The sequence below is a fragment of the Sphaerisporangium sp. TRM90804 genome (assembly GCF_029846175.1).
Classification (GTDB): domain Bacteria; phylum Actinomycetota; class Actinomycetes; order Streptosporangiales; family Streptosporangiaceae; genus Sphaerisporangium.
In genome coordinates this window covers 41745-59147 of sequence record NZ_JARWAC010000002.1, presented here as the reverse complement: position 1 = coordinate 59147, position 17403 = coordinate 41745, and the positions used below count along the sequence as shown (strand labels likewise).

The following is a 17403-nucleotide window of genomic DNA, read 5'->3' as shown; positions in this document are numbered from 1 at the left end:
TCGGGGTCCGGTTCCGGTTGAGGGGCCCGGCCGTGGGTCGTTCCTGCGGGCTGGGTCGGTGGTGGCGGGCGGCGAGGGCAGTGGGCGGCACGTGGAAGACTTGTCACCATGTTGCGCTGGCTGACCGCAGGCGAGTCCCACGGGCCCGAGCTCGTCGCGATCCTCGAAGGGCTGCCGGCGGGGGTGGGCGTCACCACCGCCGACGTCCAGCGGGCGCTGGCGAGGCGCCGCCTGGGCTACGGCCGGGGCGCCCGCATGAAGTTCGAGCAGGACGAGGTCACCATCGTCGGCGGCGTCCGCCACGGCCAGACCCTCGGCAGCCCGGTCGCCATCCGCGTCGGCAACACCGAGTGGCCCAAGTGGGAGACCGTCATGGCGGCCGACCCGGTGGATCCCGATCTGCTCGCCGCGCAGGCCCGTAACGCCCCGCTGTCGCGCCCCCGCCCGGGCCACGCCGACCTGTCGGGCATGCAGAAGTACGGCTTCGACGACGCCCGCGCGGTGCTCGACCGCGCCAGCGCCCGCGAGACCGCCGCGCGCGTCGCCCTGGGCGAGGTCGCGCGCAACTTCCTCAAGCAGGCGCTCGGCGTCGACATCGTCAGCCACGTCGTGGCCATCGGCGCCGCCGAGGCGCCCGACGGCGTGATCCCCTCCCCGGCCGAGCTGGCCGCGGTCGACGACCATCCCGCCCGCTGCCTCGACCCCGAGGCCGGCGCGGCGATGATCGAGGAGATCGACGACGCCAGGAAGGAGGGCGACACCCTCGGCGGGGTCGTCGAGGTGGTCGCCTACGGCCTCCCGCCCGGCCTCGGCAGCTACGTCCACTGGGACCGCCGCCTGGACTCCCGCCTCGCGGCCGCCCTCATGGGCATCCAGGCGATCAAGGGGGTCGCGGTCGGCGACGGCTTCGAGACCGCCCGCCGCCGCGGCTCGCGGGCCCACGACGAGATCGAGAACACGCCGGGCGGCGTGCGCCGCGTCACCAACCGCGCGGGCGGCGTCGAGGGCGGCATGACCAACGGCGAGCCGCTGCGCGTCCGCGCGGCGATGAAGCCGATCTCCACGGTGCCCCGGGCCCTGTCCACGGTCGACGTGCTCACCGGCGAGCCCGCCAAGGCCATCAACCAGCGGTCCGACGTCTGCGCGGTCCCGGCCGCCGGCATCGTGGCCGAGGCGATGGTCGCGCTGGTCCTCGCCGACGCCGCCGTCGAGAAGTTCGGCGGCGACTCGGCCGAGGAGGTCGCCCGCAACCTGTCCGGCTACCTCTCCTCCATGGTGATCAAGTGACCTCTCCCCGAGCCGTGCTGATCGGCCCTCCCGGGTCGGGCAAGTCCACCGTCGGCCGCCTGCTCGCCCAGCGCCTCGGCACGGGCTTCCGCGACACCGACGCCGACGTCGAGGCCGTGGCGGCCAAGCCGGTGTCCGAGATCTTCCTCGACGACGGCGAGGAGCGCTTCCGCGAGCTCGAGAAGGCCGCCGTCCGCGCCGCCCTGGCCGAGCACGACGGCGTGCTGTCGCTCGGCGGCGGAGCCGTGCTGGACGAGGGCACCCAGGAGCAGCTCGCCGGCCACTTCGTGGTCTACCTGCAGGTCGGCCTCTCCGACGCCGTGCAGCGCGTCGGCCTCGCCCAGGCGCGGCCGCTGCTGGTGCTCAACCCGCGCAGCACGCTCAGGAAGCTCATGGAGCAGCGCCGCCCGGTGTACGAGCGGCTCGCCTCGCTGACGGTCGGCACCGACGGGCGCGCGCCCGAGGAGATCGCCGACGACATCGTGAAGGGGCTCCCGGCTTGACCAGCACCCGCATCACCGTGCGCGGCGAGCGGCCGTACGACGTCGTCGTCGGCGCCGGCGTGCTGGCGGAGCTGCCCGGCCTGCTCGGCGAGGGCGTGCGCACGGTGGCCGTGGTCCACCCGGCGAGCCTGCCGGAGATCTCCCGCCCGGTCTGCGGCGCGCTGGAGGCGGCCGGCCACACGGTGGTGAGCCTGCCCGTGCCCGACGGCGAGCGCGCCAAGTCCGTCGAGGTCGCCGCCGAGCTGTGGTCGGCGTTCGGCCGCTACGGCGTCACCCGGTCGGACGCCGTGGTCGGCGTCGGCGGCGGGGCCACCACCGACCTCGCCGGGTTCGCCGCCGCCACCTGGCTGCGCGGCGTCAAGGTCGTCAACGTGCCCACCACGCTGCTCGGCATGGTCGACGCGGCGGTCGGCGGGAAGACCGGCATCAACACCCCCGAGGGCAAGAACCTGGTGGGGTCCTTCCACCCGCCGGCCGGGGTGCTGTGCGACCTGGCCACGCTGGTGTCGGTGCCGCGCGACGACTACGTCGCCGGCCTCGCCGAGATCATCAAGGGCGGGTTCATCGCCGACCCCACGATCCTGCTGCTCGTCGAGGACGACCCCGAGGGCGCCCGGCTGCCCGAGGGCCGGCACACCCGCCAGCTCATCGAGCGGAAGATCCAGGTCAAGGCCGACGTCGTCGGCGCCGACCTGCGCGAGTCCGGCGTGCGCGAGATCCTCAACTACGGCCACACGCTGGCGCACGCGATCGAGCGGGTGGAGAACTACCACATGCGCCACGGCGAGGCCGTGGCCATCGGCATGGTCTACGCCGCCGAGCTGTCACGGGCCGCCGGGCACGCCGGCCCCGGGCTCGTCGACCGCACGCGCTCCATCCTGTCGTCGGTCGGGCTGCCCACCGCCTACCGCCGCGAGGCCTGGCCCGAGCTGCGCGAGCACATGCGCGTCGACAAGAAGAACCGCGGCGCCAAGCAGCGCTTCGTCATCCTCGACGACGTCGCCCGGGTCACCACCCTGGAGGACCCCTCCGAGGAGCTGCTGGAAGCCGCCTACCGGGAGGTCGGCCGATGAGGCCCGTCTACGTGTTCAACGGCCCCAACCTCTCGCGCCTCGGCACCCGCGAGCCCGACGTCTACGGCGCCGAGACGTTCGACGACCTCGCGGCGCTGTGCCGCGACACCGGGCGCGAGCTCGGCCTGTCGGTCGACGTCCGCCAGACCGACGACGAGGCCGAGCTGGTGGCGTGGCTGCACGAGGCGGCCGACCGGGCGATCCCCGTGGTGCTCAACCCGGCGGCGTTCACCCACTACTCCTACGCGCTGCGCGACGCCATCGCCCAGCGCACCGCGCCGCTGATCGAGGTGCACATCTCCAACCCCGCCGCGCGCGAGGAGTTCCGCCACACCTCGGTGGTCGCCGCCGTCGCCAGCGGGACGATCGCGGGCTTCGGCCTGCGCTCCTACGAGCTGGCGCTGCGCGCGATCGCCGGCACGCCCTGAGGCCGCCGCCCGCGCGGCGCGGGCCGCGGCGGGCGCCGGGAGGGCGGGCCGTCAGCCGGCGGTGAGGCGGCGCAGCGCGGCGCGCACCTTCTCGGGGTCGCTGGTCGTCCAGAACGGCGGCAGCGAGTCGCGCAGGAAGCTCGCGTAGCGGGCGGTGGCGAGCCGAGGGTCGAGCACCGCGACGACGCCCCGGTCGTTCTGCCCGCGCAGCAGCCGCCCCGCCCCCTGGGCCAGCAGCAGCGCGGCGTGCGTGGCGGCGACGGCCATGAAGCCGTTGCCGCCCTTGGACGCCACGTGCCGCTGGCGGGCCGAGGCCAGCGGGTCGTCCGGCCGGGGGAAGGGGATGCGATCGATGATCACCAGGCTGAGCGACGGGCCCGGGACGTCGACGCCCTGCCACAGGGAAAGCGTGCCGAACAGCGACGTGGCGGGGTCGCCCGCGAACTGCTCGACCAGCAGCGAGGTGGAGTCGTCGCCCTGGCACAGCAGCGGGGTCGCCAGCCGCTCGCGCAGCGCCTCGGTGGCCGCCTTGGCGGCGCGCATGGAGGAGAACAGGCCGAGCGTGCGCCCGCCCGCCGCCTCGATCAGCTCGGCGATCTCGTCGAGGTACTGCGGGGGGAGGCCGTCGCGCCCGGGCTGGGGCAGGTGCCGGGCGACGTAGAGGATGCCGCTGCGCGCGTGGTCGAACGGGGAGCCGACGTCCAGGCCCCGCCACCGCTTGGGGCGCGCCGTGCCCGCGGGCTCGGCCGCCGCCTCGGAGGCGGCCTCGGCGTCCGGCCCGGCCTCGCCCTCGGGCTCGGCGTCGCCGGTGGCGGCCGGGCCGAGGCCCCACTGCCGGCCCATGCCCTCGAACGTGCCGCCGAGGGCGAGGGTGGCGCTGGTGAGGATGACGGTGCGGTCGCCGAACAGCTTGTCGCGCAGCATGCCGCCCACGCTCAGCGGCGCGACCTTGAGCTGGGCGGGACGGCGGTCGGTGGCGCCCTCCAGCCACACCACCTCGGCGCGGTCGGTCTCGGAGTCGTGGCCGAAGGCGTCCAGGATGCGCACGGCGGTGTCGTGGATGTCGTCCAGGGCGGTGAAGGCGGCCTTGCGCTGCCCGGAGCTCTCGGGGTCGTCGTTGCGCCCGCCGCCCCAGCCGTCGCCGCGCGGGCCCAGCGCGGTGATGCAGGCGAACGCGGCGTCCCGCAGCACCGACAGCGTCACCCCCAGCACCTGGGGGAGCTGGTCGAGGCGCCCGGGCGGCGCGGCGGCCAGCAGGGCCTTGAGGTCCTCGCCGGCCTCCTGGAGCCGGTCGGCGACCGACTGCTCGATGAGGCGCCCCACCCGGCGCACGGCGATGCCGGCGGCGGCCTCCGACAGCTCGCCGGTGACCACGCTGGTGACCCGGTCGACCAGCTCGTGCGCCTCGTCGACCACGACGACGTCGTGGTCGGGCAGCACCGCGAAGTCCTCCATCGCGTCGATGGCCAGCAGGGCGTGGTTGGTGACGACGACGTCGACGTTGCCGGCGCGCTCCCTGGCGGCCTCGGCGAAGCACTCGGAGCCGCTCGGGCACCGCTGCGCGCCCAGGCACTCCTTGGCGCTCACGGAGTACTGGCGCCAGGCGTGCTCGTTGACGCCGGGGACCAGCTCGTCGCGGTCGCCGGTCTCGGTCTTCTCGGCCCATTCCTGGATGCGCTGCACCATGCGGCCGGTGGCGCTGACCTCGCGCGGGTCGAAGAGCTGCTCGCCGTCCTCCTCGGGCCACAGGGCCGTGGCCTTGTAACGGCAGAGATAGTTTCGCCTTCCCTTGAGAATGGCGAATTGTGGCTCGTGGGGCAGATGGTCGGCGAGTACACGCGAGAGCCGGGGGAGGTCGCGGTCGACGAGCTGGCGCTGGAGGGCGATGGTGGCGGTGGAGACCACGACCGCGCTGTCGGACTCGATCGCGTGGCGCAGCGCGGGCACGAGGTAGGCCAGCGACTTGCCGGTGCCGGTGCCGGCCTGCACGGCGACGTGCTCGCCGTGGTCGATGGCCCGCCGCACCGCCGCCGCCATCGTCACCTGCCCGGGGCGCTCCACCCCGCCCACGGCCGCGACGGCGGCGGCCAGCAGCCGCTCGACGGACGGCAGGTCGTCCTCTTCGGCGAACTCGTCCACCTCGTCGTCCTCGGCCAGGTCGTCCTCCTCGGCGAACGCGTCGTCCGCGCCGGGCGGGTCGTCGTCGCCGGAGCCGTCGCCGTACGCTTCGGACGTGACGGCGCCCGCGCCGGGCGCTTCGCCGTCAAGGGTCGCGCCGCTGTCGTCGAAGGAGTCAGGGCCGTCCAGGAGACCGCCGGCGCTGAGGGAGTCGTCGAGCACGGCAAGCAACGCTACCCGCCTCCCGGGGGTGCCGTGCCCGGAGCGGCACGTCGACCCGCGGCGCGTTCCGGGTGCATCTCGGCATTCCGGAACCCCCTCGGTGATGGTCGTGGCACACTGGCGGGGCCGGGTTCCCGGGGTCGACGACGATCTACCATGCGCCTCCCTCTGCATGGGGCCGGTGCGAGAGCTGTGGCGCACGGGGAGGGCCATGACGGCGGGGTGCACGGTTCGGTAGGGTTTCCTGAGGTCGAGTGGACGAATAAAGGCTGGTTAAAGAGCGATGTCTGCCATGTCGGAAGTTGTCCCACTGCCATCCTTCGGCGAGGTGTTCTTCGACGCTCGTGGCCAGGAGCGGGTTCTCCGGGTCACCTGGCATGAGGGAACGCTCGTTCTCAGCCTGTGGCGGGGCGAGATGTGCACCGCCAGTTTCCGCATGCCGATGGAGGACGTCGGCCGTCTGCTCGACACCCTCGACGACGGGTACGCCGAGGCGGGCGGGCAGTACGCCGACGACGAGGAGTACGCCGAAGGGGCCGGGGAGCAGGGCGAGGGGCAGTACCCCCAGTACCCGGGCACCGGGCAGTACGCCTGGCCGGCCGAGGCCGGCGGCGAGGCCGGCGAGGACACCGTCGCCGGGGTCGCCTACCCGCACGACGAGGCGGCGCCGGCCGCGCCCCTCGGGCCCAAGGACGTCCTGGTCGCGCGCGGCGCGGCGCCCGGCTCCGACAAGCTCGTCGCCTCCCGCACCCGCCACCAGGCCGCCCAGCACGTCCCCGCCCAGGCTCCCGCGCCGCACGAGTACCCGGCCCCCGGGCCGGAGCGGGGCCCGGAGCCCCGGCCGCAGCCGGCGGCGGGCTTCCCCGCCACGGGCGCGGGCCCGGTCTCCCCGCCCGCCGGCCAGGCCGACTACCCGACGGCCGGTCTGCCCGAGTACGCCGCGCCCGCCACCCACCCCGACTACCCGGCGCCCGCCGCCCACCCCGAGCACTCCGGGCACCCGGGGTCCGCCGGCCACGCCGACTATCAGGTGGCCGCGGGCCTGCCCGACTACGCCGCACCGGCCGCGCATCCGGCGCGCGCAGGCCACGGCGACCATCCGGCGGACCACCGCGACTACCCGCCCGCCGCCCACCCGGCCCGGCCCGCGCCCGCCGGGCACGGCTCACCGGGCCTCGGCGCCCTGGCCGGCCTCGGCGTGCCCGCCCCGCTCGGCGTGCCCGCCCCGGCGGGCGAGCCGGCCGCTCCGGGCGGCGCCCGCGACCTCGGCCCCGCGGCCGACGAGATCGCGCACCCCGACTACACCCCTCCCACCGGCTTCATGTTCGACGAGCACGCCTCGCGGGACGCCACGCGCGCCGGCCGTTCGCGCTCGGGCGCCCGCGGACGCCGCGAGGACACCCCGGGCCGCGGCGAGCCCGCGGCCCACGCCGAGTTCCCGCCCCCGGGCGACCACCGGCCGGGCGGCGCCCCGCCGGCGGGCGACTACGGGCAGGGCGGCGCCCTGCCCGGCGAAGGCGACTACGGCCCCGGCGCCCAGGCCCCGGCGGGCGAGTACGGCTCCGGCCGGGCCCGGCCCGGCGCGGGCGACTACGGGCCCGCCGGGCAGGCCGGCGAGCCCGGCTACCCGCCCGATGGCCGGTCATCCCGGGGCGGCTACGACCCCGCGACCGGCGGTTACGGCCCCGGCTACGACCCCGCCGCCGGCGGCGGCTACGGCCCCGGCGGCCCCACGGGCGGTGGCGGTTACGGTCCGGGCGGCCCGGTGACGGGCGGCGAGTACGGTCCGAACGGCCCGGTGACGGGCGGCGAGTACGGCCGGGGCGGCCACACGTCCCCGGGCGACTACGGCAGGGCGGACGGCTACGCCACCCCGCCGCTGGACTACTCGGCCCCGCCCGGCTACGCCTCGTCATCCGACTACCCGCCCCGCCCCGAGTACGGCGGCGCCCCCGGGTACGGCGGGCAGGACGCCGTCCCCAGGGAGAACATGATCGTCAACGACTCCCTGCCCTACGGCGCGCCCGACGGGCGGCCCGACCCCGCCGCCTACCGCACGCCCGGCGACGCCCCGGCGTACGCGTGGAACCCGGACGTCCCGGCGGAGCCCGCCGTCGACCCCTCCGACCCGCTGGGCCTCGGCCCCATGCCGCACCCGGGCGACGCCACCGACCCGCGGCTGTCGCGCCCCTACGTCCACGACCCCATGTACACCACGGGTGAGCGCGCCAGGCCCGAAGACCGGCCCTACGCCGACGAGCACGGACGCCGGTACCCGACCGAGAGGTGATGCGCGAGCCCGCCCGGCGGTCACGTTCCCCCGAGGCGGGCTTATCCTGGTGAACCGATGAACATCACCACGGCGCTCCAACTCCTGCTCCTGCTCGCCGGCGCCGCGGCCGTCGCGGGGGTGGCACGCTGGCGGGGCTGGCCGACGCCGCTGCTGCTGGTGCTCGTGGGCCTGGTCGCGTCCTACATCCTGTCCACGTTCTTCCCCGGCGTACCCGACTACCGCCTCGACCCCGAGCTCGTGCTGCTGGTCTTCCTGCCGCCCCTGCTGTACGCGGCGGCACTGGAGAGCTCCTACCTGCGCCTGCGCGACGTCCGCCGCCCCGTGGCGCTGCTGTCGGTGGGGCTCGTGCTGTTCACCGCCGCCGCGGTCGCGTTCGTGGCACGCCTGCTCATCCCCGGCCTGCCGCTGGCCGCCGCGTTCGCGCTCGGCGCCATCATCGCGCCGCCGGACGCCGTGGCGGCGGTCGCGGTGGCCCGCAGGCTCGGGCTGCCGCGCAAGGCGATCACCATCCTGGTGGGCGAGAGCCTGTTCAACGACGCCACCGCCCTCACCTTCTACCGCGTCGCGGTGGCGGCGGCCGTGGGCCACGGCGTCAGCCTGCTGTCCGCGGCCGGGCAGTTCCTGTACGCCGCCGTGCTGGGCCTGGTCATCGGCCTGGCCCTGGCCTACGCCTTCGGCTGGCTGCTCGAGCGCGCCGACGACCCGTTGATCGCCAACACGGTGTCGCTGATGCTGCCCTTCGCCGCCTACCTGACGGCCGAGGCGATCCACGCCTCCGGCGTGATCGCGGTGGTCGTGGTCGGCATCTTCCTCGGGCACCGCATGAACCGCCGGTCCTACGGCACGCGGCTGCTGTCGCAGTCGGTGTGGAAGGTCATCGACTTCGTCCTGGAGATCGTGGTCTTCTTCCTCATCGGGCTCCAGCTCCCGCTCATCCTGCGGGGGCTGGAGGGGCAGGACCCCTGGCGCGTGGCCGGCTACGCCGTGGCGATGTTCGCGGTCGTGCTGCTCGCCAGGGTCGTGTGGCTGGTCCCGGGCACCTACCTGCCCCGCCTCCTGTCGCGCAGGGTCCGGGAGCGCGAGGCGCCGCCGGTCCCCGCCCACATCGCGGTGATCGGCTGGGCGGGCATGCGCGGCGTGGTGTCGCTGGCCGCGGCGTTCGCCCTGCCGGCCCAGTTCCCGCAGCGCGACCTGCTGCTGTTCCTCACCTTCGCCGTCGTCATCGCCACGCTGCTGGTGCAGGGCCTGACGTTCCCGACGCTGATCCGGATGCTGCGCCTGTCGACCGACGACGAGGTGTACCGCGACAACCTCACCGAGGCCGCGGCCCAGCAGGCGGCGGCGGGCGCGGCGCTCACGCGGTTGAACGAGCTGACCCGCGACGGCGTCAGCGAGACCCACGCCGACGTCGTCGAGCGGCTGCGCACGCTGGCCGAGCGCCGGGCGATGGGCGCGTGGGAGCGGCTCGGCGGCGGCACCGGCCCCGGCGGCGAGGAGACGCCCAGCGCGCTGTACCGCCGGCTCCGCCGGGCCATGCTCGACGCCGAGCGCGAGGTGCTGGTGCGCATGCGCGACGAGCGCCGCATCGACGACGAGGTGCTGCGCCGGGTCACCAGGGAGCTCGACTACGAGGAGGCGACGCTGGCCCGCGATTAGCGTGGCTTCGGCGGCGCTCGCCCGGCATGCCGTTTGGATAGGGTCGGGACATGCGAATTCTCCCGCTCGCCGCGACCGCCGCGATCGCGTTCACCGTTCTTGCCACCGGCTGCAGCACCGTCGACAAGGCTCAGGCCTGCATCGAGGCCAACAGAGTGCTCACCGAGACCGCGGGGAAGATAACCGGCCTGGTCAACGACCCCCAGGCGATGGAGAAGGAACTCGACAACGCGGCCAAGAAGCTCGAGGAGACCGCCACCACGGCGGGGAACACCACGCTCAACGACGCCCTGCAGAAGCTGGCCGACAGCTACAAGGGCCTGAACGTCACCAGCGCCAACGAGGCGGTGGACGCCGCGCAGAAGGCCGCCGAGGACACCGCCCAGACCGTGCAGACCGTCGCGCGGGAGTGCACCTGACCGGTCCGCGCCTGATCATGCCTTCAACCCGCGATCTCTACCTGGAATGCCCATGAAATAGCCTGGTCACATGGATGTCGAGGGCGACGAGCCGGACCCCCGGTTCACCCTGGCCAACGAGCGCACGTTCCTCACCTGGCTCAGCACGTCCCTGGCACTGAGTGCGGGCGGCGTGGCCATGGCGGCCGTGCCGAAGGACGTCTTCGTCCCCTGGGTGCGCACGACTCTCGCGGTGGTGCTGGTCCTGCTGTCCGCGCTCGCGGCGGGGCTGGCCTACCCCCGCTGGCGCGGGGTGCAGAGCGCGCTGCGGCGGCGGTCGCCGCTGCCCAGGCTGGCCCTGGCCCCGGTGTTCGCCTACGGCGTGGCGGGGGTCGCGGTGCTGGCGCTGGTGCTCATCGTGCTCGCGGGCTGACCGCGTGGACACCGGCGAGGGGCTGCACGTCGAGCGCACCCTGCTCGCGTGGATCCGCACCGCCGCCACGCTGGCGGCGGGCGGCCTGGTCGCGGCCGGGGTCGCCGGCAGGTACGGCGGCGACGGCCTCGCCGCGGTGCCGTTCGTGCTGACCTCGGGGTGCGGGGCCGTGCTGCTCGCCAGGAGCGGCGTGCGGCACCGTCGGGTCCAGCGGGCGCTCCGCGAGGGAGCGCCCCCGGCCGGCATCCGGGTCGACGCCCTGCTCGCCTGGTTCGGGACGCTGTGCGCCGCCGGCGGCGCGATCGCGTTCGCGCTCACCCCCGGGTGACGGGCGGAACGTCCTCCCCGGCGCCGAGCGAGACGGTCGTGGCGACCTCTTCGGCGCGCTCGGCCTCCTCGGCGGCGAACCGCTCGCGGTCGAGCTTCTCGGCGATCTCCTCGTCCTGCCGCATCAGCGTGTCCAGGCTCTGCCCGGCCATCTCGAGCACGCCCATGTCGGCGTAGGCCTTCTGCAGGCGCTCGCTCCACAGGCCGATGTCCTTGACGCACGGGACGATGCGGCTGAACAGCAGCGAGCGGAAGAGCTTGAGGTACTGCGAGTGCTCGACCGCCTCCATGGCCTGCTTGACCTCCTGCGGCGACAGGCCCTGGACCTCCCACTGCTCGACGCCGCGCAGGCGGTCGCGCATCAGGTAGCAGCCCTCGATGACGAAGTCCTCGCGCTCGCGGCGCTCGGCGTCGGTCAGCTCCCGGTAGTAGTCGCGCAGGGCCATGCGGCCGAAGGCGACGTGCCTGGCCTCGTCCTGCATGACGTAGGAGAGGATCTGCCGGGGCAGCGGCTTGGTGGTGATGTCGCGCATCACGCCGAACGCCGCCAGCGCGAGCCCCTCGATGAGCACCTGCATGCCGAGGTAGGGCATGTCCCACCGCGAGTCGGACAGGGTGTCGTCGAGCAGGGCCTTGAGGTTCTTGTTGATCGGGTAGGCGATGCCGACCTTCTCCTGCAGGAACCGCGCGTAGGTCTCGGCGTGGCGGGCCTCGTCCATGGTCTGCGTGGCGGCGTAGAACTTGGAGTCCAGGTCGGGCACCGACTCGACGATGCGGGCCGAGCAGATCATCGCGCCCTGCTCGCCGTGCAGGAACTGCGAGAACTGCCAGGCGGCGCCGTGGCGCCGGACGTCCTTGCGCCGTTTCTCGTCCATCTTGTGCCACAGCGGCGTGTCGTAGATCGCGATGGACTGGTCGGGGATGCCGAGCACGTCGTAGGGGTCGACCTCAAGGCCCCAGTCGATGCGCTTGACGGAGTCCCACTGCTTGTCCTTGCCCTTCTGGTACAACGCGAGCATGCGGTCGCGGCCCTCGTCGTACTCCCAGGTGAACCGGGACGCGCCGTTCATCTCGACGTTCCACGTCGAGAGCTCGGCGGGAATCGTGTACAGCTCATGGGTCGACACGGTGGCCTCCAACGGGGAACGTACACCGTACGTACTGGCGAGCGTGACACGTACGCTGTACGTACGTCAATGCGCGAGGAGACGATGAACCAGATGCCAGCCCTCACCCGGGACCGGATCGTCGCCGCCGCCATCGACCTCATCGAGCGGGAGGGCGCCGACGCGATCTCGATGCGCAGGATCGCGGCCGACCTCGGCGTGGGCGTCATGTCGCTGTACAACCATCTGCCGAACAAGGCGGCGCTCCTGGACGCGGTGGCGCAGCGGGTGCTCTCGCAGATCACGTTCACCGACGATCCCGAGGCCGAGTGGACCGAGCGGGTGCGCATCCAGGCCAGGGCGTTCCGGCAGATCGCCCACCACTACCCGCACTCGACGATGGTGGTGGTGAGCCGCCAGCTCCAGTCGCCCGCGGGCCTGATGCCGGTGGAGCGCGCGCTGGACACGCTGCGCGAGGCGGGCTTCGAGGGGGAGGACGCCGTGCAGATCCTGCGCACGTTCATCGCCTACATCATCGGGGCGCTGCTGCGCGAGGTCGGCGTCACCCCCACGTACGCCCCGGGCAGCCACGGCGAGCTCGGCGTCCCCAGGGTGGACCCCGCGCTGTTCCCCGCGGTCGACTCCGTGGCCCCGCTGCTCGGCGCGTGGGACCACGAGGAGGCCTTCGAGTACGGGCTCGACCTGCTGATCACGGCGGTGGCCGCGCGGCTCAAGCAGGTCGGCGAGAAGAGCGCCCGGGGGTGACCCGGGCGCGCCGCGGCGACGGTGTCAGTACCAGTTGTGCGACCGGAAGAAGCCCCAGGCGCCGCAGGGGGAGCCGTATCTGCCCCTGATGTACTTCAGCCCCCACCGGATCTGCGTCGCCGGGTTGACCCGCCAGTCGCTGCCCACGCCGACCATCTTGTGGCCGGGCAGGGCCTGCGGGATGCCGTACGCGCCGGAGGAGGGGTTCTGCGCCCGGTGGTTCCAGTTGCTCTCCCGGGTCCACAGGCTGTCGAGGCAGCGGAACTGGGACGTGGGCCAGGATCGCTGGGCCACCATGCGGAAGGCGATCGCCTTGTTGTTGATCTTGGGTGTCCTCGCGGACCACACCTGCACCCGGGGCCGTGCCGACGTGCTCCACGTCCCGCGGTGCATCTTGTAGGCGGGCCTCGGCGCCTTCCTGGCCGGGGCCGCCTTGACCCGCGCGGCCTTGGCGGCCCTGAAGGCCCTGGCGGGCTTGCCGGCGTGCGCGACGCCCGCGATCCCGGCGAGCAGGACGAGCCCCGCCCGCATGCTCACCGGCGGGCCGGCGAGTGTGGCCGTCGACTCCGCGGCCAGGTCCGCGAGGGCGCGGGGAAGGTTCCCGGCCGTCTCACGGAGTGTTGCGGCTCGCCCGGCGCCGGATCCGGCGAGGGTGAGGCGTCCCCTTCCGACCGGGAGGCCCATGGGCCCCGCCTGTCCTGTGCGGGTTCGGGGCAGTGCGACCGGTCCGGTACCGGCTTCGGGGATCCCGGCCGGGCCGGTCCTTGTTTCGAGGGGCTCGGCGGTGTCGTTGACGGCGTCGGCCGCCGTCCCCGACCCGGTGACGGCCTGCGCCGTTCCGGCGGTGCCGGCCAGGGCGGTGGCGATCACGGCCACGACTGCGCTACGCAAGGCGCGGGTGCTGTCCAACTGGGTCCTATTCATCGGGCCGCGTGCGGAGAGCGGCCGCACACGCGTGCGGCCGTCGCGCCCTTCGCGCCTGGCGGGCGCGCCGGACGTCCGCGTGGCCGTTTCCGGATCTGGTAGGGGACACGGGTGTGTCCCCCCGGACGGCGCCGCGACGGGTCCTAAGGCGGTTTCTAGTAGCCGGTCCGCCTCGGGTTCGCGATCGGTGACACGCCTGGGCCAGATTTTTGCCATCAGGCCGGGACATCACCGCCGTATCGCTGCCACCGGTTGGCGCGGCCCGTGCCGGACGTGGCCGCGAGATGATCAAGAGATGCCGTGTCGTTGGGGTTTCATCCGGCCGACCCCCGCCAAAAGGGTACGAACGGTGTATCTCGTTGGGCGCGTCGGCTCAGCGGCGCGGGCCGCAGCTCGCCCTCACGATGAGCTCGGTGGGCAGCGTGACCGTCCGCGACCGGCGGCCCTCCCGCAGCACGAGCTCGGCCGCCCGGTACCCCATGTCGTGGGCCGGCTGGGAGATCACGGTCAGCGGGGGAGAGCACAGCTCCGCCCACGGGACGTCGTCGAACATGATGAGCGAGACGTCGCGCGGCACGCGCAGGTCGAGCTCCCTGGCCGCGAGCAGGGCGACCTCGCCCAGCATGTTGCCGCCCGCGAGCACGGCGGTCAGGTCGGGCCGGTGCTGGAACAGGCCGGAGGCGGCGGCGTACGCCGAGTCGCGGGTGGCGTGCGCGCGCACGACCAGTTCCTCGTCGACCGTCATGCCGAGAGAGGTCAGCGCCTCGCGGAACGCGCGCGCCCGCTGGGCCTGCCCGTGCCGGCCCAGGAACGCGATGCGGCGGTGGCCGAGCCCGATCAGGTACTCCACGGCGGTGCGCACGCCCGACCTGTCGTCGGTCACCACGCTCGGGACGTCCTCGCGGCCCCGCACGCGCCGCTCGGCGAAGACCACGCCGAGCCCGGCGCGGAAGGCCGGCGCCCACATCTCGCCGTCGCCGGACGGCACCGCGATCACCCGCTCGACGCTCTGCTCGATGAGCGAGCCGATCAGCTCGGCCTCGCGCTCGGGGTCGTCGCCGGTCGCGCCGACCATCACCGGCTCCCCGGCCGCCTGGGTGCAGGCGAGCACGCCGTCGGCGAGGCGGCTGTAGAAGGTGTCGGTGATGTCGGGGATCAGCAGCCCGATGCCGCCGGTGCTCCGCCGGCGCAGGTTGCGCCCGAGCGCGCTGGGACGGTAGTCGAGGCGCGCCGCGGCGGCCAGCACCCGCTCGCGGGTGGCCGGGCTGGCCGAGCCGGTGCCCGACAGCACCCGGGAGACGGTCGCCACGCCGACCTCGGCCGCCTCGGCCACGTCCTTGATGGTCGTCCGACGCTGCTCGCTCGCCTTCATGGAAACGATTCCATCATGGTTTCCACCCGTTGGCCAATATGAGAGCGGCTTCCGGAGAGTGTGATGAGCCGATATTCCATAGGGGCTTGACAGAGATGTCCGGTTCCGGTGAGATTCATGAAAACGTATCCACACATCCGGCGGCGAACCGGAAGCACGAAGGACGGTCATGGCATCTATCGTTCTCCGCAAGGTCGACAAGATCTACGCCGGCGGTGTGAAGGCCGTCAACGGCCTCGATCTGGAGATCCAGGACGGCGAGTTCATGGTTCTCGTCGGCCCCTCCGGCTGCGGCAAGTCGACCGCGCTGCGCATGATCGCCGGCCTGGAGGACATCAGCGGCGGCGAGATCTCCATCGGCGAGCGGGTGGTCAACCACCTTCCCCCGAAGGACCGCGACATCGCGATGGTCTTCCAGAACTACGCCCTCTACCCGCACATGACGGTGGAGGAGAACCTCGCGTTCGGTCTGAAGCTCCGCAAGATGCCGAAGGCCGAGATCTCCAAGCGGGTGCAGGAGGCCGCCAAGATGCTCGGTCTCGACCAGTACCTCAAGCGCAAGCCCGCCGCCCTGTCCGGCGGTCAGCGCCAGCGGGTCGCCATGGGCCGCGCCATCGTGCGTGAGCCGCAGGCCTTCCTCATGGACGAGCCGCTGTCCAACCTCGACGCCAAGCTGCGCGTCTCCATGCGCGCCTCGCTCAACACGCTGCACGAGCGCCTCGGCGTCACCACCGTCTACGTCACCCACGACCAGGTCGAGGCCATGACGCTGGGCGACCGGGTGTGCGTGCTCCGCGACGGCATCCTCCAGCAGGTCGACACGCCGCAGAACCTGTTCGACGCGCCGGTCAACCTGTTCGTCGCCGGGTTCATGGGCTCCCCGTCGATGAACTTCGTCAACGCCGAGCTCGTGCGCGACGACGGCGGCGCGGCGGTCGCCTTCGCCGGCTACAAGCTGCCGGTGCCGGAGTCCACGTTCGCCGAGAAGCAGGGCCTCGACCAGTACTTCGGCAAGAAGCTGATCCTCGGCATCCGGCCCTCCGACTTCGAGGACGCCGTCTCGGCCAGCGGCCACTCCACCGGCTGGGCGCGCATCCCCGCCCGCGCGCAGGTCACCGAGGAGCTGGGCAGCGAGATCAACGTGCTGTTCCTCATCGACGCCCCGCCGGTCGAGCACCGCGACACCGTCGCCGCCCAGGACGCCGGGGAGGACGAGGAGGCCGCGACGCTGCCGCTGGTGGGCGACAAGTCGCTGTGGACCGCCCGCGTCAACGCCCGCAGCCACGTGCGTCCCGGCCAGGACATCGAGCTCGTGGTCGACACCCGCAACCTGCACTTCTTCGACACCGACTCCGGCCTGGCCATCGGCCACCCGGCCAACGTCGGACGCTGATCACCCGCGCGCCGGGCCCTGCGGGGCGCCGGCGTCCCGGCCCGAAGGCCCCCACCGCGAACCCCTCCCGCGGTGGGGGCCTTCACCGTTCAAGGGTGGGGCAAGCAGGCTCGATGTTTGGGTAAGAGACGAGCGCCCGGACCTTCCCTTTCCGGCCGCGTCGATATAACGAGTCCGTGGAGATGACGCCCGGCTCGCGGGTGGCACTCCCTTTGGCCCGAAACATCGCCCACCGAGGGAGTGCCGAATGGCGGGGAAACGCACGATACCTGTGCTCGCGGCGGTCGCCGCGGGGTGCGGAATGGTTCTGATGGGGGCTGGACCGGCGCTGGCCGGGCCCACCGCGGCGCCCGGGCCGTTCGGCCTGGTGGCGGCGCAGCCGTACCCGCCCACCCCGCCCGACACCCAGCCGCCGAGCCCTCCGTTCCTGACCGCGACCGCGCTCGGCGGCGGGCTGATCAGGCTGACCTGGACCCCCTCCGTCGACAACGTGGGCGTGGTGGCCTACGACATCTACGCCTCCGCCTCGCCGTTCCGGCTCATCGCCACGGTGGCGGGCAACGTGCTCAACTACGTCGACCGGCCGCCGCGGGTGCACAAGATCTCCTACTTCGTGAGGGCCAGGGACGCCGCCGGCAACCAGTCGGGCAGGAGCAACATCGTCAGCTGCCACCTCAAGGGCCGGCACGCCCATGACGAGGCCGAGGGCCGCGAGCCGCTGTCGAGGTCGGAGCTCGACCGCTCCGGCCGGGGCGGCGAGCACGACGGGCGCACCCGGGTGATCCAGGCCCACAGGTTCCTGCTCGGCGAGGAGTCGTCGGGCGGGGGCGGGGGCGGCCACCGGCACCACGACGACTCGTCCGCCGGCGCGGGCGCCGGTGGCGGGGGTGGCGGCGAGGGCGGCGGCGGTTACGCGCCCGGTGGCGGGCACGAGGGCCGGCCGCCGGTCCACGCGCATCCCGCCGCGGCCCAGCCCGGCAGGCTCCCGTTCACCGGGGCGCCCGTGGCGGCCGTGGCCGGAGTGGGCGGCATCCTGCTGGCCGCCGGCGCCGGCACGGTGCTGGTCTCGGTCCGCCGTCGCCGGGCCTCGTCGGGCGCCGAGTAG

16 protein-coding genes are annotated in these 17403 nt (G+C 73.8%); 12 read left to right on the top strand and 4 right to left on the bottom strand.

Features of this window, described 5'->3' with window-relative positions; translation table 11 throughout:
• Positions 1 to 108: 108 nt before the first annotated feature.
• The 4 genes from aroC to aroQ are packed head-to-tail and all read left to right on the top strand — an operon-like array spanning position 109 to position 3291.
• Positions 109 to 1287, top strand: coding sequence for a chorismate synthase (aroC, locus tag PYR91_RS01950; RefSeq protein ID WP_279777277.1), 1179 nt, complete (start codon positions 109 to 111; stop codon positions 1285 to 1287).
• Positions 1284 to 1790, top strand: coding sequence for a shikimate kinase (locus PYR91_RS01945; protein ID WP_279777276.1), 507 nt, complete (start codon positions 1284 to 1286; stop codon positions 1788 to 1790). The genes aroC and PYR91_RS01945 overlap by 4 nt, the downstream gene beginning before the upstream one ends.
• Positions 1787 to 2863, top strand: a complete 1077-nt coding sequence (aroB, locus tag PYR91_RS01940) for a 3-dehydroquinate synthase (protein ID WP_279777275.1) — start codon at positions 1787 to 1789, stop codon at positions 2861 to 2863. Before PYR91_RS01945 ends, aroB begins: the two co-directional genes overlap by 4 nt.
• Positions 2860 to 3291 carry a type II 3-dehydroquinate dehydratase gene (gene aroQ / locus PYR91_RS01935; RefSeq protein WP_279777274.1) on the top strand — a complete coding sequence of 144 codons (432 nt, stop codon included), beginning with the start codon at positions 2860 to 2862 and terminating at the stop codon, positions 3289 to 3291. Before aroB ends, aroQ begins: the two co-directional genes overlap by 4 nt.
• 51 nt (positions 3292 to 3342) lie before the next feature.
• On the opposite strand, the gene PYR91_RS01930 is transcribed toward aroQ, so the two are convergent.
• On the bottom strand, positions 3343 to 5328 hold the full coding sequence (locus tag PYR91_RS01930; RefSeq protein ID WP_279777376.1) for an ATP-dependent DNA helicase: 1986 nt from the start codon (positions 5326 to 5328) through the stop codon (positions 3343 to 3345).
• 595 nt (positions 5329 to 5923) lie between these two features.
• Here PYR91_RS01930 and PYR91_RS01925 point away from each other — a divergent pair.
• The 5 genes from PYR91_RS01925 (at position 5924) to PYR91_RS01905 (ending at position 10739) form a co-directional block, all read left to right on the top strand.
• Complete coding sequence (locus PYR91_RS01925; protein WP_279777273.1) at positions 5924 to 7921, top strand: hypothetical protein; 1998 nt, start codon at positions 5924 to 5926, stop codon at positions 7919 to 7921.
• 57 nt (positions 7922 to 7978) lie between these two features.
• On the top strand, positions 7979 to 9580 hold the full coding sequence (locus PYR91_RS01920; protein ID WP_279777272.1) for a Na+/H+ antiporter: 1602 nt from the start codon (positions 7979 to 7981) through the stop codon (positions 9578 to 9580).
• A gap of 50 nt (positions 9581 to 9630) precedes the next feature.
• A complete protein-coding gene (locus PYR91_RS01915) occupies positions 9631 to 9999 on the top strand; it encodes a hypothetical protein (RefSeq protein WP_279777271.1) in 369 nt (122 codons plus the stop codon).
• Between the two features lie 70 nt (positions 10000 to 10069).
• Positions 10070 to 10411: a DUF202 domain-containing protein gene (locus PYR91_RS01910; protein WP_279777270.1), complete on the top strand. Its 342-nt coding sequence runs from the start codon at positions 10070 to 10072 to the stop codon at positions 10409 to 10411.
• A 4-nt stretch (positions 10412 to 10415) separates the two neighbouring features.
• Positions 10416 to 10739 (top strand): DUF202 domain-containing protein, encoded by a 324-nt coding sequence (locus PYR91_RS01905; protein WP_279777269.1) that lies wholly within the window; start codon positions 10416 to 10418, stop codon positions 10737 to 10739.
• On the opposite strand, the gene PYR91_RS01900 is transcribed toward PYR91_RS01905, so the two are convergent.
• Entirely contained in the window at positions 10726 to 11865 is a 1140-nt protein-coding gene (locus tag PYR91_RS01900; protein ID WP_279777268.1) for a ferritin-like domain-containing protein, read from the bottom strand. The two genes, PYR91_RS01905 and PYR91_RS01900, sit on opposite strands and share 14 nt — an antisense overlap.
• Positions 11866 to 11949: 84 nt before the next feature.
• Between PYR91_RS01900 and PYR91_RS01895 the strand changes: the two genes are divergently transcribed.
• Positions 11950 to 12609 (top strand): TetR/AcrR family transcriptional regulator C-terminal domain-containing protein, encoded by a 660-nt coding sequence (locus PYR91_RS01895; RefSeq protein ID WP_279777267.1) that lies wholly within the window; start codon positions 11950 to 11952, stop codon positions 12607 to 12609.
• A 24-nt stretch (positions 12610 to 12633) separates the two neighbouring features.
• On the opposite strand, the gene PYR91_RS01890 is transcribed toward PYR91_RS01895, so the two are convergent.
• Positions 12634 to 13500, bottom strand: coding sequence for a hypothetical protein (locus tag PYR91_RS01890; protein ID WP_279777266.1), 867 nt, complete (start codon positions 13498 to 13500; stop codon positions 12634 to 12636).
• 406 nt (positions 13501 to 13906) lie between these two features.
• Complete coding sequence (locus tag PYR91_RS01885; RefSeq protein WP_279777265.1) at positions 13907 to 14905, bottom strand: LacI family DNA-binding transcriptional regulator; 999 nt, start codon at positions 14903 to 14905, stop codon at positions 13907 to 13909.
• A gap of 169 nt (positions 14906 to 15074) precedes the next feature.
• Here PYR91_RS01885 and ugpC point away from each other — a divergent pair, with 169 nt between their 5' ends.
• Both ugpC and PYR91_RS01875 read left to right on the top strand, forming a co-directional pair.
• Positions 15075 to 16298, top strand: a complete 1224-nt coding sequence (gene ugpC, locus PYR91_RS01880; protein WP_279777264.1) for a sn-glycerol-3-phosphate ABC transporter ATP-binding protein UgpC — start codon at positions 15075 to 15077, stop codon at positions 16296 to 16298.
• Positions 16299 to 16608: 310 nt separating this feature from the next.
• Positions 16609 to 17403 carry a hypothetical protein gene (locus PYR91_RS01875; protein WP_279777263.1) on the top strand — a complete coding sequence of 265 codons (795 nt, stop codon included), beginning with the start codon at positions 16609 to 16611 and terminating at the stop codon, positions 17401 to 17403.